The organism is Cohnella silvisoli (genome assembly GCF_021190915.1).
Lineage (GTDB): Bacteria > Bacillota > Bacilli > Paenibacillales > Paenibacillaceae > Cohnella > Cohnella silvisoli.
On sequence record NZ_JAIOAP010000011.1, the window covers coordinates 43,124 to 66,718 of the forward strand.

The 23,595-nt window shown below is 48.5% G+C and carries 19 protein-coding genes; 17 read left to right on the forward strand and 2 right to left on the reverse strand.

Annotated elements, in window-relative coordinates; translation table 11 throughout:
- Nucleotides 1-2 precede the first annotated feature (2 nt).
- Genes K7P76_RS19900 through K7P76_RS19920 form a run of 5 tightly spaced genes read left to right on the forward strand, consistent with a single transcriptional unit; the run spans nucleotide 3 to nucleotide 8,298 of the window.
- Entirely contained in the window at nucleotides 3-1,355 is a 1,353-nt protein-coding gene (locus tag K7P76_RS19900; protein WP_232187063.1) for a lipopolysaccharide biosynthesis protein, read from the forward strand.
- Between the two features lies 1 nt (nucleotide 1,356).
- Nucleotides 1,357-2,304, forward strand: a complete 948-nt coding sequence (locus tag K7P76_RS19905) for a polysaccharide pyruvyl transferase family protein (RefSeq protein WP_232187064.1) — start codon at nucleotides 1,357-1,359, stop codon at nucleotides 2,302-2,304.
- The gene (locus K7P76_RS19910; protein ID WP_232187065.1) at nucleotides 2,301-3,671 is read left to right on the forward strand and encodes a sugar phosphate nucleotidyltransferase; all 1,371 of its coding nucleotides are present in this window, start codon (nucleotides 2,301-2,303) and stop codon (nucleotides 3,669-3,671) included. Before K7P76_RS19905 ends, K7P76_RS19910 begins: the two co-directional genes overlap by 4 nt.
- Nucleotides 3,672-3,697: 26 nt before the next feature.
- Complete coding sequence (locus K7P76_RS19915; RefSeq protein WP_232187066.1) at nucleotides 3,698-5,038, forward strand: UDP-glucose dehydrogenase family protein; 1,341 nt, start codon at nucleotides 3,698-3,700, stop codon at nucleotides 5,036-5,038.
- 29 nt (nucleotides 5,039-5,067) lie between these two features.
- Nucleotides 5,068-8,298: a hypothetical protein gene (locus K7P76_RS19920; RefSeq protein ID WP_232187067.1), complete on the forward strand. Its 3,231-nt coding sequence runs from the start codon at nucleotides 5,068-5,070 to the stop codon at nucleotides 8,296-8,298.
- A gap of 56 nt (nucleotides 8,299-8,354) precedes the next feature.
- Here K7P76_RS19920 and K7P76_RS19925 read toward each other — a convergent pair whose 3' ends face one another.
- Nucleotides 8,355-8,540, reverse strand: coding sequence for a hypothetical protein (locus K7P76_RS19925; protein ID WP_232187068.1), 186 nt, complete (start codon nucleotides 8,538-8,540; stop codon nucleotides 8,355-8,357).
- A gap of 63 nt (nucleotides 8,541-8,603) precedes the next feature.
- On the opposite strand from K7P76_RS19925, the gene K7P76_RS19930 reads away from it, so the two are divergent.
- Nucleotides 8,604-9,176, forward strand: coding sequence for a hypothetical protein (locus tag K7P76_RS19930; RefSeq protein WP_232187069.1), 573 nt, complete (start codon nucleotides 8,604-8,606; stop codon nucleotides 9,174-9,176).
- A gap of 42 nt (nucleotides 9,177-9,218) precedes the next feature.
- Nucleotides 9,219-10,064, forward strand: coding sequence for a hypothetical protein (locus tag K7P76_RS19935; protein WP_232187070.1), 846 nt, complete (start codon nucleotides 9,219-9,221; stop codon nucleotides 10,062-10,064).
- Here the strand turns inward: K7P76_RS19935 and K7P76_RS19940 are convergent.
- A complete protein-coding gene (locus tag K7P76_RS19940; protein ID WP_232187071.1) occupies nucleotides 10,050-10,421 on the reverse strand; it encodes a helix-turn-helix domain-containing protein in 372 nt (123 codons plus the stop codon). The two genes, K7P76_RS19935 and K7P76_RS19940, sit on opposite strands and share 15 nt — an antisense overlap.
- A 200-nt stretch (nucleotides 10,422-10,621) precedes the next feature.
- Here K7P76_RS19940 and K7P76_RS19945 point away from each other — a divergent pair, with 200 nt between their 5' ends.
- The 10 genes from K7P76_RS19945 to K7P76_RS19990 all read left to right on the forward strand — a co-directional run bounded on the left by K7P76_RS19945 (nucleotide 10,622) and on the right by K7P76_RS19990 (nucleotide 23,589).
- Nucleotides 10,622-11,254, forward strand: coding sequence for a YigZ family protein (locus K7P76_RS19945; RefSeq protein WP_232187072.1), 633 nt, complete (start codon nucleotides 10,622-10,624; stop codon nucleotides 11,252-11,254).
- 196 nt (nucleotides 11,255-11,450) lie between these two features.
- Nucleotides 11,451-12,257 (forward strand): sulfate ABC transporter permease subunit CysT, encoded by an 807-nt coding sequence (cysT, locus tag K7P76_RS19950; RefSeq protein WP_255678666.1) that lies wholly within the window; start codon nucleotides 11,451-11,453, stop codon nucleotides 12,255-12,257.
- Entirely contained in the window at nucleotides 12,254-13,051 is a 798-nt protein-coding gene (locus tag K7P76_RS19955) for a sulfate ABC transporter permease subunit (protein WP_232187074.1), read from the forward strand. Before cysT ends, K7P76_RS19955 begins: the two co-directional genes overlap by 4 nt.
- Nucleotide 13,052: 1 nt before the next feature.
- Entirely contained in the window at nucleotides 13,053-14,117 is a 1,065-nt protein-coding gene (locus K7P76_RS19960) for a sulfate/molybdate ABC transporter ATP-binding protein (protein ID WP_232187075.1), read from the forward strand.
- Nucleotides 14,118-14,160: 43 nt separating this feature from the next.
- On the forward strand, nucleotides 14,161-15,240 hold the full coding sequence (locus K7P76_RS19965) for a sulfate ABC transporter substrate-binding protein (RefSeq protein ID WP_232187076.1): 1,080 nt from the start codon (nucleotides 14,161-14,163) through the stop codon (nucleotides 15,238-15,240).
- Nucleotides 15,241-15,350: 110 nt separating this feature from the next.
- Entirely contained in the window at nucleotides 15,351-16,028 is a 678-nt protein-coding gene (locus K7P76_RS19970) for a response regulator (RefSeq protein WP_232187077.1), read from the forward strand.
- A gap of 68 nt (nucleotides 16,029-16,096) precedes the next feature.
- Nucleotides 16,097-16,810, forward strand: coding sequence for a Crp/Fnr family transcriptional regulator (locus K7P76_RS19975; protein WP_232187078.1), 714 nt, complete (start codon nucleotides 16,097-16,099; stop codon nucleotides 16,808-16,810).
- A 26-nt stretch (nucleotides 16,811-16,836) separates the two neighbouring features.
- The gene (locus K7P76_RS19980; RefSeq protein WP_232187079.1) at nucleotides 16,837-18,129 is read left to right on the forward strand and encodes a sensor histidine kinase; all 1,293 of its coding nucleotides are present in this window, start codon (nucleotides 16,837-16,839) and stop codon (nucleotides 18,127-18,129) included.
- 64 nt (nucleotides 18,130-18,193) lie between these two features.
- The gene (locus K7P76_RS19985) at nucleotides 18,194-19,522 is read left to right on the forward strand and encodes a sensor histidine kinase (protein WP_232187080.1); all 1,329 of its coding nucleotides are present in this window, start codon (nucleotides 18,194-18,196) and stop codon (nucleotides 19,520-19,522) included.
- Nucleotides 19,523-19,737: 215 nt separating this feature from the next.
- Nucleotides 19,738-23,589 carry an Ig-like domain-containing protein gene (locus K7P76_RS19990; RefSeq protein ID WP_232187081.1) on the forward strand — a complete coding sequence of 1,284 codons (3,852 nt, stop codon included), beginning with the start codon at nucleotides 19,738-19,740 and terminating at the stop codon, nucleotides 23,587-23,589.
- Nucleotides 23,590-23,595 lie beyond the last annotated feature (6 nt).

The following is a 23,595-nucleotide window of genomic DNA, read 5'->3' on the forward strand; positions in this document are numbered from 1 at the left end:
TTATGGCACAACTCGCCATTCATAAAGCTTGGAAAGGAAACGGCCTCGTTCAAACGATCGTTCGCACCAGCGCAACCAATCTCCTGGTTATGGTCATTAGCACGCTGACCTCGATCGTGACTGCGCGTATGTTCGGCGTCATTGGCAAAGGGGAGTTCTCGGCCATTCTTTTTTGGCCGACGCTGCTGGCAGGGTTAGTCGGGTTCGGGCTGCCGACCTCGCTTATTTATAACATGAAGCAGAACAAAGGCGGCGGAGGAGACTTCGTAAGGACGGGTTTTCTGTTCCAAATTCCCGTCAGTATTATCGTCGGCATCGTCGCCTGGGTTTGGCTTCCGGTCTGGCTCGGGAATTATTCCGCGGACGTCATCCAAATTACGCGTTGGTTTACGGTGCTGATGTTGCCGATCATACTCGCGGTTAATTTAATCTCGGCGCTGGCGCAGAGCACGGGCAATTTCAAAGTTTATAACGGCGTGCGCTTATTTGTTCCGCTATGCAACTTGGCCGGACTGGTCGCGCTTTGGGCGGTCGGCAATTTAAGCCTTCATTTCGCCGCTCTGGTTTTTCTGGTAACGAGCGCGCTGGTCATGACTTGGTCCTTGTACAGCATCGGGGACGTTATCCGAATGGATTGGTTCAAAGGCTTAGGGAACCTTGCGGCAGCACGGGCATTGTTCGGATACGGCAGCAAAGTGTTCGGCGTTGAATTGCTAGGCACGCTGTATGCCCAGTTCGATAAAATCATCATTCTTTCCATGCTGACCGCGAAGGACCTTGGCCTTTACACCGTCGTCTACGCGCTGTCCCGCGTATTCAACGTCGTTCAGATGGCGATTACGAATGTCATTTTCCCGAAGGTAACCGGTATGGACAAGGAACAGATCATCGCCACGGTTGGCAGGGCATTCCGGTTGTCCTTGATTTTAATGACGATCGTCGTTATCCCGAGCCTATTCATAGGCCGCTTCCTGCTTGGTTTACTGTTCGGAGAGCCGTTTCTTGCGGCTAGCAACGCCTTTTATCTTCTTTCCTTTGAATGCATTCTCGGAGGGGGATCTTGGATTCTGGCATCCTCGTTCAATGCGATGGGGCGACCCGGTCTTGTGCTGGTCAGGCAATTGATCGCGCTTGCGGCAACGATCGGATTATTTTTCGTGTTTACCCCGCTGTACGGGCTGAACGGAATCGCTCTTGCTTTATTAATCGGCGCCGTTATCCGGTTGATCGTAACAATGGCATCGATGCGAATCACTTTCAATGTACGGATGAGAGGCATGCTGTTCGATAAAAACGATTTTCGCTTTTTAATGGAGCGGTTAAAAGAGAGAAAACAACGTAAAGGAGAGCGTTGACATGCAAAGTGCACCGAATGTTCACCCCATGGACGTATTGAAAGAACAGCTGCTTCAGATTTTGAAAGTGATTCCGGAAGGTTCCAAGATTTATTATATCGACTACCCCGTTCATAGCAACGGAGGAGATTTGCTGATTATGAAAGGTACGGAGGCGTTCTTCAAAGACAATCATATTCGCGTCCGTGCCCGTTACAGCGTCCTTGATTTTCCCGATACGTTGATGATTCCTACTGACCATATTATCGTGCTGCACGGCGGAGGGAATTTCGGGGACTTGTATCCGGCGCATCAGAAGCTGCGAGAGAAAATCATAACGCGCTATCCTAATCATCGCATCGTTATTTTGCCGCAAACGATTTTCTATAAGAAAGAATCGGAATTCGACCGGACGGCTCACATTTTTAACAGGCACAATGATGTACATCTCTACGTCCGAGACCCTTTGTCTTATGAGATGGCCGCCATGAAATTTCACAAATGCTCCGTTTATTTATCGCCCGACATGGCACATCAGTTGTGGCCGATCCTGCCGAGAAGCAGTCCGGGGAAAGAACTGCTGTGCTTCTTTCGCACAGACATTGAGAAAACAAGTGAGCAGGAGCAACTCGAAATGTCTGGACGGGGAGATTTTTTGGATTGGACTTCCCTGTACAACCGAGTCGAGAAAAAGTCGATTAACATGATCGTCAGAATGATGAGTAAAGGCAGCGGGCCGCTGCCGATGCAGGCGATCTGGGGGAAGTATACCGACTACCTGGTGGACAAAGCGGTCAAACGCTTCAGCGGATACCGCCATGTGCAGACCTCCAGGCTGCATGGGCATATCCTGTCCTGCTTGATGGACAAGCCCAACACGCTGCTCGATAACTCGTACGGCAAAAATTCCAACTACTATAATACGTGGACGAATGGAATCAAATCCGCTCAATTGGAGGTAACGCCATGAAAATCGTACTTCTGTCAGGAGGTTCGGGCAAACGGCTGTGGCCGCTGTCGAACGAGTCGCGATCCAAGCAGTTTTTGAAAGTGCTTAATACTGCCAAGGGTGACCCGGAGTCGATGGTACAGCGGGTTTGGCGGCAAATTTCCAGTGCCGGATTACGGGAGCATGCCTACATCGCGACCAGCAGGCCGCAGGTTGAAATGATTCACGGCCAGCTCGGAAGCGAGATCGAAGTCATCGTCGAACCGGAAAGAAGAGACACTTTTCCCGCTATCGCGCTGGCAGCTACCTATTTATATTCGGTGCAAGGCGTCAGCCTGAACGAGACTGTCGTCGTGATGCCGGTCGATCCGTATGTGGATGAATCATTTTTCCACAAGACCAAGGAGCTTGAACATGTTCTGAACGAATCCGGCGCTGATTTAGCGCTCATGGGCGTGAAACCGACGTTTCCCTCGGAGAAGTACGGTTATATCATACCTGACGGCGATACCCGGGCGGATATGCCTTTCGTAAGAGTAAATAGTTTCAAAGAAAAACCCCGCGAACAAGACGCGGCAGCCATGATCGAGCAGGCTGCGCTTTGGAACTGCGGCGTTTTTGCTTTTAAGCTCAATTATCTTATTAATATCTTGATCTCTTACGATTTTCCGATCCAATACGACGAGATGTCAAAGCAATATGGCAGGCTTCCGAAGATCAGCTTCGATTACGAGATCGTGGAGAGATCCAATCATATCGTGGCGCTGCCCTACGAGGGCGATTGGAAGGACCTTGGAACGTGGAACACGCTAACCGAGGAAATTGAAACCGCGGTCATCGGCAAAGGAATCATAGCCGGCGAATCGCGCAATACGCACGTGATCAATGAGCTTGATATTCCGATTACGCTGCTTAATCTACCGAACGTTATCGTAGCGGCAAGCCCGGACGGCATTCTGGTGTCGGATAAGGCGTCAAGCCCGATGATCAAAGAGGTTATGAAGCATTCGGATCAGCGTCCGATGTACGAAGAGCGGCGCTGGGGACGTTACCGGGTGCTCGATTACTTGAAATATCCGAACGGCAAAGAAGTGCTGACCAAGAGAATCTGCGTAACGCCCGGCCACAATCTAAGCTACCAGTACCATCAGCTTAGGGACGAGGTATGGACGGTCGTTTCCGGTAACGGGGAAATGGTTTTGAACGAAAAGCATTTTCCTGTGAAGTCCGGCGACGTTCTGATTATTTCCAAAGAAAGCAGACATAGCTTGCGGGCGGAAACGGAAATGGACATTATCGAAGTGCAGACCGGGACGGAACTTATAGAAGACGATATCGTCCGGCTTGCCTTTGATTGGAATGAGATTATGCAAGTTTGTACCGTGTAAACGGACTCAATGAAGGGGCGATTAGAATGAACATTACGGTTATCGGAACCGGTTACGTCGGACTCGTATCGGGCGTATGCTTCGCGGAGCTCGGCAATCAAGTCATCTGCGTGGATAAGGATCCAAGCAAGATTGACACTTTGAACTCCGGCGGGATTCCCATCTATGAGCCGGGACTGAAGGAATTGGCTGCTGCCAATCGGTTGGCGGGCAAACTTTCGTTCACGACCGATTTGCCGAGCGCCGTACGTCAATCGGATATTATCATTCTAGCAGTCGGGACGCCTCCGCTGCCGAGCGGCGAGGCGAATCTCGATTATATCGATCAAGCGGCACTTGAAATCGCGGAAGCGATGAACGGCTACAAAATCGTTGCCGTAAAAAGCACCGTACCGGTCGGAACGAACGAGCGGCTCGCCAACTTGATACGTTCCCGCACGAACAAGCGCTTTGACAGCATTTCGCTGCCGGAGTTTCTTCGGGAAGGCTCGGCGATCAAGGATACGCTGCACCCCGACCGGATCATCATCGGAGCGGACTGCCAAAGCGCGGCGGATACCATGGCTCTGCTGCATAAGCCTCTGACCGAACAAATCGTCGTGACGGATATCCGCAGCGCGGAAATGATTAAGTACGCTTCCAATGCGTTTCTCGCAACGAAAATTTCTTTTATTAACGAGATTGCCAACATTTGCGAGAAGGTCGGCGCGGACGTGACGCAGGTGGCGGAAGGTATGGGTTATGACAAACGGATCGGCCCATCGTTCCTGAAAGCCGGAATCGGCTACGGGGGCTCCTGTTTTCCGAAGGATACGCGTGCGCTTATTCAAATTGCCGGCCACGTCGACTACGAATTCAAGCTGCTGCGCTCGGTCGTTGAAGTGAATCAGGATCAGCGCTTCAACGTCATCCGGAAGCTGGAGACGATTTTCGACGGCGAGCTGCGTGGAAAGACAATTGCCATATGGGGTTTGGCGTTCAAGCCGGATACCGATGACGTACGCGATTCGCCGGCATTGGAAATCATTCAGCATTTGGTAGATAACGGCGTGAAAGTAAAAGCCTATGATCCCATTGCGATGAATAACTTTCAGGCTTTATTCGGAAAGGAGGGCGTCGTATGGTGCGATACCGCGATGGATACGGCACAAGGAGCTGATGCGCTTTGCTTGCTGACGGAGTGGGATGAATTTGCCGGAGTCGATCTCGGGCAACTCCAAACGATTTTGAAACGGCCGATTCTGATTGACGGTCGAAATGTGTTTAAGGAGGAAAATTTGCTTGGAACCGACTTCGTTTATTATTCCGTTGGCCGTCCCAGCTTAAATCAAGGCGTGAAACAGCAAATGCCCGTTCTGCAGTTTTAGTTCCCAATCTATGACTAGAGGTGAATAAGATGACGACGTTTAAAGAAAAAGTGACCTTATCCGCGCTTGCGGTAACTATGCTTACCGCTTCGTTCGGAGGATTGCCGCTGAGCCAGAAAGGATTAGCGGAGAAGTTGGGACTTATCCATGTGGTAAATGCCGCCGAATCGGAACTGCCTTCAAGCGTTTTTCTGCAGCGAATGAACGAGCTGTACGCCGCTCTTGCAGCCGGTGATCCGGCAGATGTGCAGGATGTGAGGAATCTGCGCGATGAAATCGCCGGACTGGACGAATCGTCAAACCAGCAGCTACTTGATCCAATATGGAATAAAATTAGCGCTAAGCTTCCGGCTACCGTCGATCAAGCGGAATTAAAGATCAGCCTGTTCCGGCTCGTTAAGGCGGTCGGTTCATTCCGCTACGATCCGCAGGCTTCGGATCTGGAAGCGATCCGCACGAACCCTGAATTCCGTGCGACCTTGAAGACGATCGCGGCCGCCGGCGGCGACGCGAGCATTAAGATGGATGATTTCCTCGTGTTTCTGTTCGGAGACGGCGCTGGCCGGGATGGCGTTGAAGGCACGATCGCCAAACTGCTCTCTAAAATGTCGGCGATAGAGCTGTTCCAGCTGCTCGGGAATAAGCAGGGCATTACGGCGGTGTTGCTTCAAGCGACGGAAAAGCTGCTCGCTGAAACGGGCGCCTACAAATTCAGCTCTATTCTGGCTAATCTCGGAGTCACGCCACAGGATGTGCGGGCGACGGTGCTGGGTTTCCAGCTTAAGCTGCAGAAGGATGAGCCGGCTATCAATGCGATGACGGTCGCTTATATTCGCTCGGCAGCGAAAGCGAGCGTAGTAATAAGCGACGATGGCCGCGAGCACAAATACGTTCTAAGTGTTTTCGGAGTGGTGGTACCCTCTCTAGTATTGCAGTGGACGAAGGTATCGGGAAGCCCGGATGTGAGCGTGGCGCCTGACGGTACCGTTACGATTCCGGAAGGCGTTCCGAGCGCCTCGGCTGTTATTCAGGCGAAGCTTATTAACCCATACGGCGGATCGGCAAAAGTTATTTTCGAGAAAGAAGTGACATTAACGGCGGAAAGCGGGGAAGAAACCGTGTTCCTGGCGGAGCAGTTCCTGGAGCGGATGAATAAGATTCACGCCGCGCTTATAGCCGGTGATCCGGCGGATGTTCAGGATGTCCGGAACGCACGCGATGAGATCGCCGGGTTGGATGTTGCGGCAAACTTGGCGTTAATTGATCCGCTCTGGAACAAAATCGCGCCTAAACTGCCGGCTTCCGTCGATAAAGCGAAGTTGAAAACAAGTTTATTCGAGATCGTTAAAGCCCTCGGTTCGTTCCAATACGACCCGCAGGCGTCGGATTTGGAAGCCATTCGAACCAATCCGGAATACCGGGCGACGTTGAAGACGATCGGAGCCGCCGGTGGCATATCCAACTTCGTTATGGATGATTTCCTCGTATTTATGTTCGGTGACGGCGATTCTCGTAAAGGCGTTGAAGGAATCGTTCGCGCTAAACTCGCGAGCCTGTCGCCGACGGAGCTGCTGCAATTGCTCGGCAACAAGCAGGGGATTACGGCATTGTTGCTACAAGCAACGGAGCAGATGCTCGGCGATACGGAAGCTTATAAGTTGAGCTCGATCCTGAATCATCTGGGCGTTACGCCGCTGGATGTACGGGCGACGGTGCTGGGCTTCCAACTCAAGCTGCAGAAGGATGAGCCGGCTATCAACGCGATGACCGTTGCCTTAATTCGTTCCGAAGCGACAGGGACGGCGAAAATAAGCGAGGACGGTCTCCAGCACGAATACAGCTTGAAGGTATTCGGGATAGATGTTCCTGCGCCCGCTCTGCAGTGGGCCAAAGTATCCGGAAGCCCGGATGTAAGCGTGTTGCCGAACGGCACCGTTACGATTCCGGCAAACGTCGCAAGCGCTTCGGCGGTTATTCAGGCGAAGCTGGTGAACCCTTACGGCGGCGAGGCCAAAGTTATTTTCGAACAAGAAGTAATGTTGACGGCGACTGATGGGGCGGGCGACATCTTCCCGGCGGAGCAATTCTTGGAACGGATGAATAAGATTCGTGCCGCGCTCCTGGCTGGCGACCCTGCGGATGCGCAGGCAGTGCGGAACCTGCGGGATGAAATCGCCGGTCTGAATGTTGCGGCAAACCAAGCGCTCATTGATCCGGTCTGGAACCGAATTGCGCTTAAACTGCCGGCTTCCGTCGACCAGGCTAAGTTGAAAGCAAGTTTATTCGAAATCGTTAGAGCCGTCGGTTCGTTCCAATACGATCCGCAGGCATCGGATTTGGAAGCCATTCGGACCAATCCGCAATACCGGGCGACGCTGAAGACGATCGCGGCTGCTGCCGGCGTGAAGAGATTGACGATGGACGACTACCTTATTTTCCTGTTTGGGGATGGGAAGGAACGCAAAGGCATTGAAGGCACGATCCTCAGTATCGTGGCGGACATGAAGCCGAAAGAGTTTGCCGATCTGCTTGGCAACAAGGAGAAAATCAATGCCGTTGTGAACGAAGCGATGGCTGAGATCTTATCCGAGAAGGAGGACTATCCGTTAAGCGCAGCATTGAACAAGCTTGGCGTTAAGTCGAGCGATGTTCGTTCCACGGTTGCTAACTTCCAAGCCAAACTGAAATATGACGTGCCGGCCACTAACGCACTGACCATTGCTTATATTCGTTCCGAAGCGGTCTCGACGGTGAAAATCACAGCGAACGGACGCCACCATGATTACGGATTGACGTACCTTGGCGTGGAGATCCCTTCTTCGGTGCTGAAATGGACGAAAGTATCCGGCAGCAAGGATGTCAAAGTAGATTCGAACGGAAAAGTATCGATTCCGAATAAAGTCGCGAAAGGAACCGCCGTTATTCAAGCCGCGCTAGTCATTTCCAAAGGCGGTCCGGCGAAAGTCGTCTTCCAGCAAGAGGTGACGCTCGTTAACGGCAAGGATTCCGGAGAGATTCAAGATATTATCCAAGCTCTGGAAGACAAGTTTGACGAAATTAAAGCGAAGCTTGAATCCGCCACTAATGATCTGCAAAAAGTAAAATTGCTATCAGAAGTCGTTCTGGCAGGCAAAGATACCATTAGCAAGATCAACAAAGCGGATGCGCCGAAAGAGGTCAAGGAAAAAGCGATTAAAGATGCGGCTAATCAAGTTAAACAAACGATTAGTCTAATTATCCGGGATATACTAGGATTCTAAGTACAAGGCCAGCCATCTTCTCCCCGGAGAAGGTGGCTGGCTTGTTTCTTATACGGTTAGAATAAAATCAGTGTCGCCTTTTCAATGATTCCTTTCATGGGCTCAGCGGCGGGGAATTGCTCTAAAAAGTCGATTAATTCCTGCTTAGTTGGGCTCAGCGGTGGGAATTGCTCTAAAAAGTCGATTAATTCCTGCTCAGAAGGGGCCAGCGGTGGCCAGCGGCGTAGGTGGTTTCGATCCAATCATGTACCGCCGTCCTAAGGACGGCAAAACTGTTTTTCTTGTAAGGAAAGGAAGGTTTGCCTATGAGAAAGAGAAAACTCATAAAAATAATCATAGGGTGTATCGGATTTGTCGTTGTGTTAGGCATCAGCGGTTTGTTCACGGCGGATTACGCAGTAAACCGGGTTATGGATTCTTTCGCGGCCGGGCTGGAAGCCGAAATGGAATCGGATAATAACCAGGTTGAAAGCAAAGAACAACCACTCTCGATCCCTTCGGAATCCGTTGATGCCAAACAAGAGAAGGGCAATGACAACCCCAGCAAACTAACCGGAACGGCGACCAATAACAGCGCCCGCAAGCCAACCGGCACGGTAACCAAGGAGAAGGTAAAAAAGGTGAAGGAAAACTTGACCGTTTCGGATAAAGCGACGGTTGCTTCCGTTATTTTAAAAAACTTGAGCTTGTCGGACTTGAAGAAACTGCGCTTTATTGCCAAAGGCGGTCTGACCGTGGAGGAAAAGCGGGAAGCGAAACAAATGTTGCTTACCAAATTATCGCCCGGCGATTATAACAAATTGTCGGCGCTTGCGAAGAAATACGGGATCAGTAAAGGCAGAACTTACGATGAAGCCATACAAGAGTACAATCCGTAATGGATTATTCTATTTCTATTAGAAGGCGGTGAACCTATCCCTATGGGACAACGACGTATACGCAGGAAAAGGCGGCGTGAATTCCGCAAACCGGATGCTGTGATCGTTACTCTAAGCTCTTTTGCGATCATTCTTCTATTTGTATGGGGCGGATTGTATTGGAAGGAGTCTTCGGAGCGAGCGCTGATCGTTCATGCCAATGGGGAAGACCAAGTCGAACAATCACTGCAGTACGACGAAGGGCTGCAAAGTACGACGGAATCCGAAGGGTTGAATTACGGGGTGGAGGAACAGTCATCCGCGACAAGCGAGACGGTCGCTCCTGTGGGACAATCGGATGATCAACCGGGCGTTGATAAACCGGGCGTTGATAAACCGGGCGATACCAGTGAAGCGCCGCAATTGCCAGATGCCGCCAAGCCGACTCAAGAAACGGTTACAAAACCGAAAACGCATAACCAAGCGAAGTCCGAATCGCATAGCACAACGGGAATCAAGTCACCGAGCACAACGGAACCCGATTCGCCAAGTACAAACCAAACGGATCCACCGATAAATCAGGCACAAAAATACGAGCAAAAAATGATACAGGTTCAAGCGATGTGTATGAAGGATGTGAAAGAGGTGTTGAGCGGGGCTGAATCGAGCATCCAGCAGTTGGATAAAACAGATCCTATCGCCGTGCAGGCATGGAAGGATAAATTGACGAAGGAGCTCGCGACTGCGGAAGCCGCATGTGACGCTAAATTCCAAGAGGTAGCCCAAAACGCGGAGAATGACTCTGTATCCCCTAAAGTTATTGAGGAGTGGAGACAAACTTTCAGCGCTATGAAGGAGAATCTTCAAGGAGAGTCTAGAGCGAAGCTGCGGCAATTAATGGGAGGATAAATCATTCTTATCCGGCAAGCCGCGATCGCGCAGTACGCGTTCGAGCAAATTGCGAATCAAATCCAGGTCGTCCTTTTCCAAAGGAACCCCGTCCCAATGAAGCTGTTCGTAATTCAAATATTCTTTCGCATTATGGTTTAGTTCGGTTGGTGGCTCCGGATAATCGGTAAGCCCGAGAAGATAATCCGCCGACGTGCGCAACTTTCTCGATATCGTTTGAATGGATTCGATCGTTGGCTGCCGGTATCCGGATTCATACCCTGCATACGTGCTTTTTGCAACCCCGACGTAATCCGCCAATTCTTGCATCGTTAATTTCCTCTGTTTCCGCAGTTGCTTCAATCGCTTAGCGAACATCTCCAACCCCCTCCCCAACTCATATACGTTCGTTTCCGTAAAGCCGGACTCGATTCTATTTTACCCTAGTAAATGCACACATAATTATATCATGTTTACCAGTGGCATGCACCCGAATGATCCACGCCGATATTAGAATATTATGTTATCATATAGACGTTTGAAACTGCGGATTTGTTTTACAGAGAGGAAGATTGCCGGTGTTGGCACGTTACACGACCGTAAGGAATTACGGCTCCGCCGAAATCGTGATTAAGAAATCTCGTTTTATTGGCCATGCCCGGCCAGTGGAGTCGGAAGACGAAGCGGTCGCTTTTATAGAAGAATTAAAAAAGAAATATTGGAATGCCACTCACAACTGCTCTGCCTATTTGATCGGAGAACGCGACCAATTTCAGAAAGCATTGGATGATGGAGAGCCTAGCGGAACGGCTGGCAAACCTATTCTTGAAGTTATTAAAAATCGAGGGTTGAAAAATACCGTTGTCGTCGTAACCCGTTATTTCGGCGGAATTATGCTGGGCGCGGGCGGTTTGGTACGTGCTTACACGGATGGTGCCGTTGCTGGCATTGATGCAGCGGAACCGATCGTGAAAGTGCTTCACCGCGAAGTGAGCGTCGATGTCGACTACACTTGGTATGGAAAGCTGGAGAACGAATTGCGCGGAAGAGGTTACAGGGTCGGCGAAGTTTCTTTTACGGACCGGGTACGGGTACAGTGCCTTCCGGAAGCGGGGGAAGCGGAACAATTTCAAGCTTGGATTACGGACGTGACGCAAGGTCAGTCTTTGCTCGAACTCGGTGAGGAGCGATACTTTATCGAGGGTGAGTAGAATTAACTCCTTTTCACCGCCCATAAGGGTTTCGAATAGGCTACATTAGATTTTTTGATAAAAAGGCGTTTGCACCCCTGCTTTTTCATTGACGGGGTAAGCATTTTTCTGGTAAAGTAATAATACCGACTAATTTAATAGGAATTATCTTATATAGCGCTTAAAGCTTCGGGAGGTACACGACAACGTGAGTTCCATGCTGCAGGGTCGCTGGTGGAGCTGGGGATTTCGCAGCGCCGTCATGCTTTATTTTTTGATATTGATCGTCTTTCCTATTATTGGTATTTACGGGCAATCCTTATCCTCTGGATGGGATGCCTTTGCCAACAATATTACGGAGCCATTAGCTTGGAAAGCCGTGTTGCTGACGATCAAGCTGGCCGTTATCGCCACGATCGTAAACGTGCTCGTCGGAACGATGTCGGCTTGGGTGCTGATTCGTTACCGTTTTCCGGGACGGCGTCTGCTGAACAGCATTGTGGATTTGCCTTTTGCGCTTCCGACTGCGGTAGCGGGATTAATGATCTTGCTGCTGCTTGGACCTCGCAGCGTCGTGGGGGAATGGGCGGATAAGCTTGGATTCACGATTCTGTTCCACCAGCCAGCTATTATTATCGCGATGGTATTCGTGACGTTTCCTTTCGTTATCCGTGCGGTTCAGCCTTTGCTCGAGGAAATGGATTCCTCGGAGGAGGAAGCCGCGTATACGCTCGGCGCGACGAAAGCCGCAACCTTCTGGAAAGTTATTCTGCCATCCATGATGCCGGGAATACTGAGCGGAGCGATGCTCGCTTTCTCCAGGGCGTTGGCGGAATTCGGCGCGGTCGTGCTCGTAGCGGGTAACATACCGGGTAAAACCTTGATTGCCTCGGTATATATTTTCGGAGAGATCGAGAGCGACAATACGACGGGCGCGACTGCCGTCAGCGTCTTGCTTCTGACCTTCTCCTTCCTCATCTTATGGACGGTTAATTACGTGCAGATACGGAGGAAAAACGGATGAGGCGGCTTTGGATCGGATTAACCGTTGTCGTATTCGGACTGTTGCTCATCGTGCCGGTTGTGCGAATAGCCATGGGCGCCATGAACGAAGGCTGGAGCGGTTTCGCGAATGGACTGTCCAGACCCGAAACGCTGCACGCTTTGTACATGACGGGTTTGATCGTCGTTATTGTAACTTTGATTAATACGATGTTCGGCGTGATGTTGTCGCTTTACTTGGTTAGGGCATCATGGCTCGGACTTAAATTGAAGCAGCTTATGAACAGTATCGTCGATTTGCCATTTGCGGTATCGCCCGTTATCGGCGGGCTCATGATCGTCCTTCTGCTCGGACCGGAGACGGCGATCGGCGCTTTGTTCAACAAAGCCGGAGTCGACATCTTATATGCTTTGCCGGGGATGATCATCGCGACTTTGTTCGTAACATTCCCTCTAGTGGTCCGTGAAGTTATGCCGGTGCTGCAGGAAATCGGAAGTTCTCAAGAGGAAGCGGCGTCGACATTAGGCGCGAGCGCTTGGACGACTTTCTGGCGTGTCACTTGGCCCTCCATCCGGTGGAGCGTTGTGTACGGAGTCGTTCTTACGGTGGCTCGGGCTTTAGGTGAATTCGGAGCGGTGCTTGTCGTTTCCGGCAACATCCTATTCAAAACTCAGACTGCGACGACTTTAGTCTACCAAGATGTCGAGAACTTTAATCTTACCGCCGCGAATTCTATTGCACTTGTGTTGGCAGCGGGTTCGGTCACTTTGCTGTTGCTCATGGAATGGGCCAAATCGAGAAAGGAAGTGCATTGAGATGCATATAGAAGTCAGCGGTTTGAATAAGAAATTCGGCAATTTCCAAGCGGTACAGGACGTAAACTTCACCATCGAAAAAGGCCAATTGATCGGACTCCTAGGTCCAAGCGGCGGCGGTAAAACATCGATTCTCCGCATGCTTGCCGGTTTGGAATCGGTGGATGAAGGGAATATCGTATTTCATGGCAAACGCGTAAATGATCTGCCTCCGCAAGAGAGAGGAATCGGATTCGTTTTTCAGAACTATGCGCTGTTCAAGCATATGACCGTAGAGGATAACATTGCTTTCGGCCTTGAAGTGAAGAAATGGACGAAGGCGAAGATCAAAGCGAGAGTCGCCGAATTGATCGAATTGACCGGACTGTCCGGTTTCGAGAAAAGGTATCCGCATCAGCTGTCCGGCGGACAGCGCCAACGCGTAGCTTTCGCGCGTGCGCTTGCGCCTGAACCGCAGCTTCTTCTATTGGATGAACCATTCGCGGCGATCGATGCTAAGATTCGCCATGAGCTTCGTTCGTGGCTTCGCGATATGATCGACCGTCTCGGAATTACTTCGATATTCGTTACGCATGACCAAGACGAAGCTATCGAGGTGGCCGACCAAATCATGATCATCAACAAGGGGCGGTTGGAACAAAAAGGCACTCCTTGGGAAATATACAAAAATCCGCAAACGCCTTTCGTGGCCGGGTTTATCGGAGAATCTACGATTGTCGAGGATGTCTCCTCGCTGCGCGGATTCGAGAATGCATCCGATTGGCCGGGTACGAAAGCCCTTATTCGTCCGGAATACGTCGAAATCGGCAAAGCATCGGAGTTCGAGCTTTTATCGGCGACGGAACTTGGACGTGTCAGGCATTTGCATTTCCGCGGCAGCGAATGGCTCGTGGAAGTCGAAGTCGGCAAGTCGCGCTTGGTCACTTACCGTTCCTTGGAGAAGGAAGTGCTTCATCCGGGTGACAATATCCAAGTGTTGATCCATCGTGCTTACCTGTTCAACGATAATGACAGCTGGGTCATGGAAAACAAGCTTAAGGAAGATCCTATGCCGGTTCATATTTAACGGGTTGGGCGGGAGCTTTCGAAGGCACCGCGGGAGGATAGCGATGAAGACGGGTAACCGTAAACATAGATTCAAACGCAAAGCCGGATTATTCGACTTATTTATGCTTATAATGATGACTCTACTCTTGGCAGGCTGCGGAACGGCAAAGCAGCAAGCCGGTACGGTCAGTACCGCATCTCCAGGCGACGTAACTCTGGTACTTGGGGCGTATTCCGTTGCGAAAGATGCGTTACAGGATATTTTGCCTCTTTTCCAAGCGGAATGGAAAGCCAAGACCGGACAACACGTCAACTTTCAAGAATCTTATGAAGCCTCTGGAACCCAGGCGCGGGCAATCATCGGAGGTTTCAAAGCCGATGTAGGTATTCTGGCGATGGAGAACGACTTTAATAAAATAAGCAAAGCCGGCCTGCTGCGGAAAGACTGGAAGAAAGATACCGATAACGCGATGATCACGCGATCCATTGTTGTGTTGGGGACTAGGCAAGGCAATCCACTGGGCATTAAGGATTTTGATGACCTGACGAAGCCGGGCGTTAAAGTGCTGTATCCGAATCCGAAAACGTCCGGCGGCGCGCAATGGGATATTAACGCTATATATGGTGCAGGATTGAAGCGTTCGGAGGAAGAAAACGGCGTCAAGGACCCGAAAGCGGCGAAGGAATTTCTAGCCTCGGTGCACCGCAACATCGAGTCGATGGATAAGAGCGGTCGCGCATCAATGGCCGCCTTCGAATATGGTGTGGGTGACGTTATTGTTACTTACGAGAATGAATTGCTCGCCCGAATCGCAAACGGCGTAGCGTATGATATCGTGGTTCCAAAGCGGACGATACTTATCGAGAATCCGGCGGTGGTCATCGACAGTTATGCCGACGAACATGGCGTCCGCAAAGCTGCCGATGCGTTCGTAGCTTTTCTTCACGAGAGCAAAGCGCAGGAAATATTCGCCGAGCATGGCTTCCGGCCGGTTCAGGCAGCTGCGGCCGATCATTGGCAAAGCCGCTTCAAGCAGCCGGAGGAGCTGTTCGACATTAGCTATCTCGGCGGATGGAAAGAAGTCGCGAGTACCCTTTATTCGCCCCGAGGCGTGTGGTATCAGGTGCTTGCGGGGAAGTGAACGGGAATCGCAATCGCGGACTGGGGCTCTGATGCCCCAGTTTTATTGATTTTCAGGAAGGGAATGGAACATAATTCGACGAATTGTTATCCAATATGGGGTGAAAATGTATGACTATTCGTGTTTGTATCTGCGATGACGATCCTGTCTTTCTAGATCTGCTATCAGATTATTTAAGCAAAAATGCGGATATAGAAGTCGTTGGGATATCGGAGAACAAAGCTGAATTAATGGAACTATTACGGACAGTAACCCTCGATGTACTGCTGCTGGATATGAACCTTTCTGGAGATTATCAAGGTGGATTAAACGCGGCGCTCGAAACGCAATGGTTAGGGCTGGACTTGAAGATCATCATCCTATCTTCATTTGATCTAGAAGAAGTTGTCTTGCAAGCGATGACGTTCGGTCGGGTAGTCAATTATGTAACGAAGGAATATTACAGAGACATTCCAGAAGCCATACGTCAGGCTCATGCAAGCAAGTCAAGTATTCATCACTCCTCGGCACGGAAGCTGGTTAATCGATTGATTAATACCCAGGAGGAGCAATTAAAATCGCAGATCACCAAGCTGCAAGTACAAATTTTACAATTGCTTAGCGAAGGGGATGATCGAAGCCAAATCGCGGATAAGCTATTCTATTCGGAGCAATCCATCAATAATGAGATATTTAAGGTAAGCAAGCTGTTGAAGGGTAAGTTTCCCTATCTGGAATGGCTGAGGCTCAAAAAGCAAAATACGAATGAGATTGTGGGTTTGGCTAAAAAGTTGAACATTATACCATAAAGAAATTTTCATTTAAATACTCTATTCATTGAGTATTTTTTTTTGTGTTCAAAAAACGATAATGGAGGATGAAGGAACTAACGAAAGAGGGTGTACTCATGGATATGGGGCGGTTAACATCCATATCTTTCTTTGGCGATTTTTCCATGACGGATATTCAGCAAGCCTCCCTTTATATGAGTGAAAGGACGTTTAACCGAAACTCGTTTGTATTCATGGAAGGCGAGGTCGGAGACGAATTGTATATCGTTCTGTCGGGAACCGTGGAAATCAACCGTTTCGAGAATGGCAGGAAGTCCGTGCTGACTACTCTCAAAGAAGGCGACTTTTTCGGGGAAATGTCCTTGTTCGACGATAGGGAGGTTCGATCGGCGAATGCGGAGGTGTTGGATACCGCCGTGCTTGCAGCCATTGAAAGGCGTAAGCTGCAATGCTTGCTTGAAACCAATCCGGGTGTTACTTATAAGCTGCTTACCGTATTGATTAAACGACTGAGAAGAGCCAACGATCGGATTCACGACATCACATTTCTAAACGTTCGAGCCCGAATTTATAAACAATTGCTTCGGCTAGCAGAAGAATATGGCATTAAGCTCAATCAAACCATCATGATTAATTTGCGGTTAACGCACCAGCAAATTGCCGATATGGTAGGCTGCACGAGAGAAATGGTATCGAAAGTGTTAAATGAGCTGCAGGAAGAACATGTCATTATGATCAATAAGAAACGAATTATCGTGAAGAACCAAATCATGTTGTCGGATAAAGTAATCAGTTTCTAATCGATTGTCGGCCGCCGGAGGATATCATGCCTACATTAGTTTTAATAACCGTTATCTTATTGTATATATACGGTCCGAAGAAGGAATCGATTAAATGGTTAATATTCGCGATGAGCTTCGCCGCTTTATACGATCTGGACCATCTGGTTAGTGGTTCTGCATTGCCACTTATTTTTTTGCATAAAGTTGTGACCCCGTATGGATTCCTGATGTTCTCTATCGTTCACTCGGAGCTCGTAAGCTCTCGAACGAAAAACGCATTGGCTGTCGGGCTGTTCTTCCCTATCGTTATGATGTGCGCTATCGCTGTCGAGAAACTCAATCTAGAGTTGGATTATCAAGTGTTGCTGCTGTGGGTTGCCCCCTACTATCTGACCACAAGCTTTCTACTCATCTTCGCGTATGTGAAGGAACGGAATCCCAAGAAGAAAAGATTGCGTCTAATCGCTGCGTGTGTCGTCGTTCCATCCACAATCGCCGATCTTTTTTTAGAAAATGTCGTTCAGGCACTCGGATTCCATGTAAATGAGTTTTGGTATATGTATATGTTTGCGGCGACCGGGTTTGTTATCTTCATCGTATTTGCGATCCGCTTCGGCGTGTTCGGCGTTAAAATCAAGTTTGAAAAGCAATTGTTGGATCAGACGATTACGGGGATCGCTTCGGGTACATCGATGCTTAATCACGCGTTGAAAAATCGAATCACCAACATCGACATGTTGGCTCTCCGAATGCAAGAAACCTCGAAGCTGTTGCAGTACCAGCATATTAACGGTGACGTCAAGCTCATTCTTGCCGAGACCAAGCATATGATGCAGATGGTTAAACGTATTCAGAAGCAAATAGAAGAGGTTGAGATTATAGAGGCTGCCGATAACTTAAATGAAATTGTCAGGCATGCGCTGCAATCCAATCAATATTTATTTGAAAGCAAGCATATTTCCGTCACCGTGAATGACCTTGCGCAATTCCGAATCCTGTGCGATAAGGTGCATTTGCAAGAAGTGTTTAGCAACGTGCTTCGAAACGCGATTGATGCGGTGGAGGCGGGCAAGGGAGTGCTTTCGATTACGGTCTATGACAACAAAAGAAACATTCTTATCGATATTGCAGATAATGGAAAAGGGGTCGCGAAGGAAGCAGTCCATAAAATATTCGACCCCTTCTATTCAACCAAACACAAGGAGGACAATTTCGGGCTAGGGCTGTCTTATTGTTATCTTGTCGTACGGAAGCATGGCGGAAAAATAGAAGTGGCGGGCAACGAGCCGTCAGGAGCGACCTTCACCGTTCATTTGCCCAAATCGCGCATCGTTTAGTAGTTACGAATCCTCGTCAACTAGCTTATAATCATTGTAGGGTTAGTTGGCGGGAGGGTAATCATTGCTTTATTCAGCCATTCTAGATCTTTCTCTTGCCGTTTTTCTTCTTTATTACGGTCCAAAGCAGGAGTCAAACAGGTGGGCGGTTCTTTTTTTGATTTTTACCGGTGTGGGCAGCTTTTCCGAAGTGGTTATGGAGCCGGATTTGCGCAGTTTCTTCTTTTTTATCCTTCAAGCTTGTTCTCCATATGGATTTGTTATGTTCGCTATTTCCTATTCCGAGGCTGTAACCCGGCGAACCAAGAACGTTTTGGCTTACGTGCTTCTCCTGCCTTTATTTGTGACGCTGCTCATCAGTCCGCTGAAGCCTGAAATACAGATTGATTTTATTCTCATGCTCTTATGGACGGCTCCTTATTATTTGGGGGGCTGTTTCTTGCTGGTTTCTTCTTATTTAAGGGAAAGGAATCGTGTAAAGAGAAAATATCGACTCCTTACGGCCTGCTTCTTTGTTCCACCCATTATCGCCATTGTCGTATTTAACCATATTACTAGAGCGGTTAAGCAAGATTTTGACGGCTACTTTAACTTATCAATCGTTGTTTGGTGCGGCTTTGCTTTTTTCATCATTGCAGCCATTCGTTTCGGAGTACTTGGGGTAAGAATAAGGTTTGAGAAACAGCTTCATGACCAGAAGATTAAAGGGATTGCATCTGGCGCCGCCATGTTTAATCATGCAGTGAAAAATCGCATAACCAATATTGACATGCTGACGGGAAGAGTGAGAGAGCTTGTAAAATCCGAACGCAACGAACAAATTGACGAAGATATTAAGCGGATTATGGCAGAAACAAAGCAGGTCATGCATATGGTCAAACGGATTCAGAAGCAAATTGAAGATGTGGAGCTAGTGGAAGGTACGGCGAACTTAATCGATTTGATGACACATGCATTGCATGCCAATCGTTATCCGCTCGAAAGTAAAAGTGTTTCTATTAGCACTGACTATTCCGTAAACTGCAATATGATGTGCGATAAGCTCCATCTACAGGAAGTGTTCAATAATTTAATAAGCAACGCGATCGATGCCGTGGAGGGTGAAGGCGGAACGCTTGCAATTAGAATATACGAAGCCAAGAGTGGAATCCGGATCGATTTTACCGATAATGGAACAGGAATGGTTAAGAAAGCCGAAGAGCAAATATTTGATCCGTTCTATTCAACGAAGCAGCGGGAGGAAAACTTCGGACTTGGTTTGTCTTATTGCTACCTAATCATGCAGAAGCACGGGGGAAGTATCAAGGTGTCAAGCAGTCAGGGCGCGGGGACAACCTTTACCCTGCACTTGCCGAAATATCGCAGAATACGAACTTCAAACAAAGGAGGTTAGAAGCATGATTTCGAAAAACTGCAAAGACAGAGTTAATTTATTCACAAGCTAGTTTCTAGTGCAGAGCGCATATTGTATAAGTAAGTTTATTAAGGATCCGGAAGGGCGATATGCCTCGAAGGATTCTTTTTTTGTTTGTTTTGTGAACCCGTTTACAGTTTTTAACATCAAACTCTTCTATACTTGCAGATATTAAGAGTATTGGGAGGATAAAAATGAAAAGCATTTATGTTAGAAAATGGACGATATTCCTGGTGATTGCATGTATGATGTTGTCGTCCTTCAGCTTCGTTTCTGCAGCGGAGTCTGCCAAGTCGGATGTAAAAGGCCATTGGGCGGAAAGCCAATTGAACCAATGGGTGGAGAAAGGGCTTATTAAAGGCTACGCGGATGGCACAGTGAAGCCGAACAACCCGGTTACACGCGTAGAATTGACCGCGCTCATTAACCGCGCTTTCGGATTTACGGAGAAGGCGGAGATCAACTTTAGCGATATGCCCCCTGGAAATTGGGCTTATGAAGAAGCTGCGATAGCCGTTAAGGCCGGTTACATAAAGGGCAAATTAGGCGGCACTTTCGGCGGCGGCAATCAATCAAGCAGACAAGAAGTCGCCGCAATCATCGCCAGATTGTTGAACTTGCAAGGCGATGAAACTACTGCTAAAGCCTATGTGGACGCATCTTCGTTCGCATCATGGAGCAAAGCGGCTATTGGCGCGGTATCGTCCAAGAAAATCATGCAGGGGTATGGGGATCAAACGTTCCGACCGCAAGCGCCGATTACGCGTGGAGAATTGGTCGTAACGCTGGATCGCGCCTTGAAATTGAAAGCGGTGAAAGATCCAACAGAGAATCAAGTAGATAAGAACACTTATAACGCCGCAGGAACTTATGGTCCGGTAAGTGGAACGGAAGCCATTAGCGGTGATGTTGCAGTTAATGTCCCAGGCGTCACCCTGCAGAATATGGTAATTAGCGGAAACCTGCTGCTTGCAGAAGGCATCGGCAGCGGGGATGCTTTCTTGAAGAACGTCACGGTTAAAGGCACGACGACCGTTCAAGGCGGCGGCGAGCACAGCATTCATCTGGACAATTCCGTGTTTGTTAAGATTATCGTAGACAAGAAGGGCGGCAAGGTGCGTCTCGTAGTAGAAGGAACAACACTCATTGAACAACTCATCAACAAGTCTCCGGTTAATCTCGAGTTGGGGAAAGACGCTAAGATCGTAAGCCTTATGGTTGATGCTCTATTGAAAGCGTTAGGTCAAGGCACCATCGAGAAAGCAATCATTAGCGATGAAGGGAAAGGCTCAGCTTTCGAGAAACAGCCTGTAAAGCAGGAAGGGTCAGGAGCGCCAACGCCAACGTCAACGTCAAACAATAGCGGCGGAGACGGTAATGGATCAATACCAACATCGATTACCGTAACAAGCACCCCTGTGATCGCGAATATCCCCGTTGCCAACGGCACGTCGCTAGTATCCGTTCTTGGCAATCTTCCTTCAACCGTGCAGATTACATTAAGCGACGGCACAACCCCGACCGTTAACGCAACATGGAACGGAGGGACGCCTGCTTATAACGCAAGCATAGCGGGAACGTATGTATTTTCTGGAAAACTGGCATTGCCTAAAGGAGTAACCAACCCGAACAATGTGCAAGCATCTGTTAACGTTGTTGTTTCAAAGGCATTGCCAACGCAAGTATCATCGACAATCGTAACAGGCGTAGTATCATCGTTCTCAGATATAAATGTTGCCAAAGGCACATCGCTGAAGTCTGTTCTTCTCGGATTACCAACAACTGTACAAATTACATTGAGCGATGGCACGAACTCGACCGTTAACGTAGCATGGGACGGAGGGACACCTGCATATGACGGGGATAAAGACGGAATGTATATATTCTCTGGAATGCCGGTATTATCAAGCGCAGTAAGCAATCCAAGCGGCGTCCAAGCAAAGATTAACGTGATTGTTTCGATTACCGTAACAAACGCATCTGCGATTTCCGATATTCCCGTTGCTATCGGCACATCGCTGTCATTGCCATCAACCATTAAGCTTACATTAAGCGATGGTACAACCCCGACCGTTAACGTAACATGGGACGGAGGAACACCTCAATATGACGGAAACAAAGCGGGAACGTATATCTTTTCTGGTTTGCCGGACTTGCCGGGCAGTGTAACTAATCCGAGCAACGTCCAAGCCAAAGTTAACGTTATTGTCGCAGCGCCGGTGCCAACACCAGTTACCGTAACAAACGCATTCGCGATCGCTGATATCGCCGTTGCCAACGGCACGTCGCTGTTAACTGCCGGATTACCGACAAACGTTCAGCTTATGTTAAGCGATAATTCAACTCCAACCGTTAATGTGACATGGGTTAGTGGAGCCCCTGAATACGACGGGAATACAGCAGGAACGTACACATTCTCTGGAATACTGGAATTACCGATCGGAGTTACTAACCCGACGAACGTCCATGCGTCGGTTAAAGTGATTGTTGCGCAAAGCCTTGCAGAGGCTGCACTAGCTGACATAAATACGAATGTAAAGTCAGCAATCACTAACGGGCTTCCAGCGACATTCACTGTACAGAATTTAATGGATGCTGGTGTAACGAATATAAACAATGCCTGGATAACCTTCTATCAATTTCAAGTAGCTGTGGTTAGGAATGCAAAAGGTAATACTGATTTGTTATTAACCGAACTGCAAGATGCCATTGATAAAATCAATACAGATGCAACGCTGGTACCAACAGCTGCAGCATTTATACCAGTGAATCACTTTAACAATCAGTCGCCTGGAAATAATAATTTGGAATCAGGGGATTTGATCCTTCTTACCTTCAATGTAAAGTTGGAGAAATTGAGCGCATTGGCCGCTATTCAAGCTGCTGTAGATGGTGCATTTGGTAGTGGTAATGCCACAGTAACGACAGGCAATAATATTACATTTAATATTATTGTTAACAACAATAAGAACATTCCTCTCCCTCCGCAGGGTGCGCTAATTACCCTTGCCGCCAACACGGTTCAAAACTATATGGACGGGATGATAAAGAACACAGCGCCTATAAGTTTTACAATTGAAGATAGTCTGAATCTGACACCGCAATTAAGCGGCGCAGATACAGCAGACACACAACATATCGTTCTAACCTTCACCGGCCAGTTGTCCGGTTCAAATGCGGATCTTGCAGCGTTTAGCGTATCTGGAATAGCTCCGAACCCAACTATTATCGGGGTTGTTGTTAACAACCAGACAGTAACTTTAATGTTAGATACTGCTATGGTCTCAACGGATCACATCAAGATCAGCTATACGCAGCAAAATAATGCCGACGATCTGCAGACTGCGGCAAGCGTCAAGGTTCAGAATTTCGTCGATGCAGACGTGAGCAACCATTTGATGATGGCGCCGTCGATAGCAGCCATTAACGCGGCGATTGATGGACTAGATGGAATTGTCACGCTAGAAAAGCTTCAGTTGGCGAGTATTTCCAATCTTAATGAGGATTACGCCTCTTATTACGCCTATTACTATCAAGCGTTGTTGAAAGATGAGAAGGATACTATTGGAGATTTGACAAAGGATGAAATTCAAGCAGCAGTGGATTTTATAAATGACTACCTGGAACCGCTAATCCTCATCTATGAAGCCATATTGGCGGGTGATGCCAGCGCAACGTTGAATCAATTGAAAGCCGCACAGATAAATAATATAGTCGACTCCTACGCTGATGATTATCAGGAAATATTCGTCCATTATCTGGCATTGACGCTTTCCGATCCATTGAGCTATGCTCAACTGCAAGATATTGTCGATAATACCGCTTCCATAATGGCATCTATCTCGGAAATTAACACTGCGATCGATGCTGGGGATGCGAACGCAACAGTAGCCGCAATGGATCAATCAGGAATGTTCGCAAATATTAACATGCTATATGCGAATGGATATCAAGCGGCATTATCCGATGCTAAAAACTTGCAGCAATCTAGCTTAAAGATAGCTCAAATTCAACAGATTATATTTGATGTAAATAGTATTACTTAAGCCAGA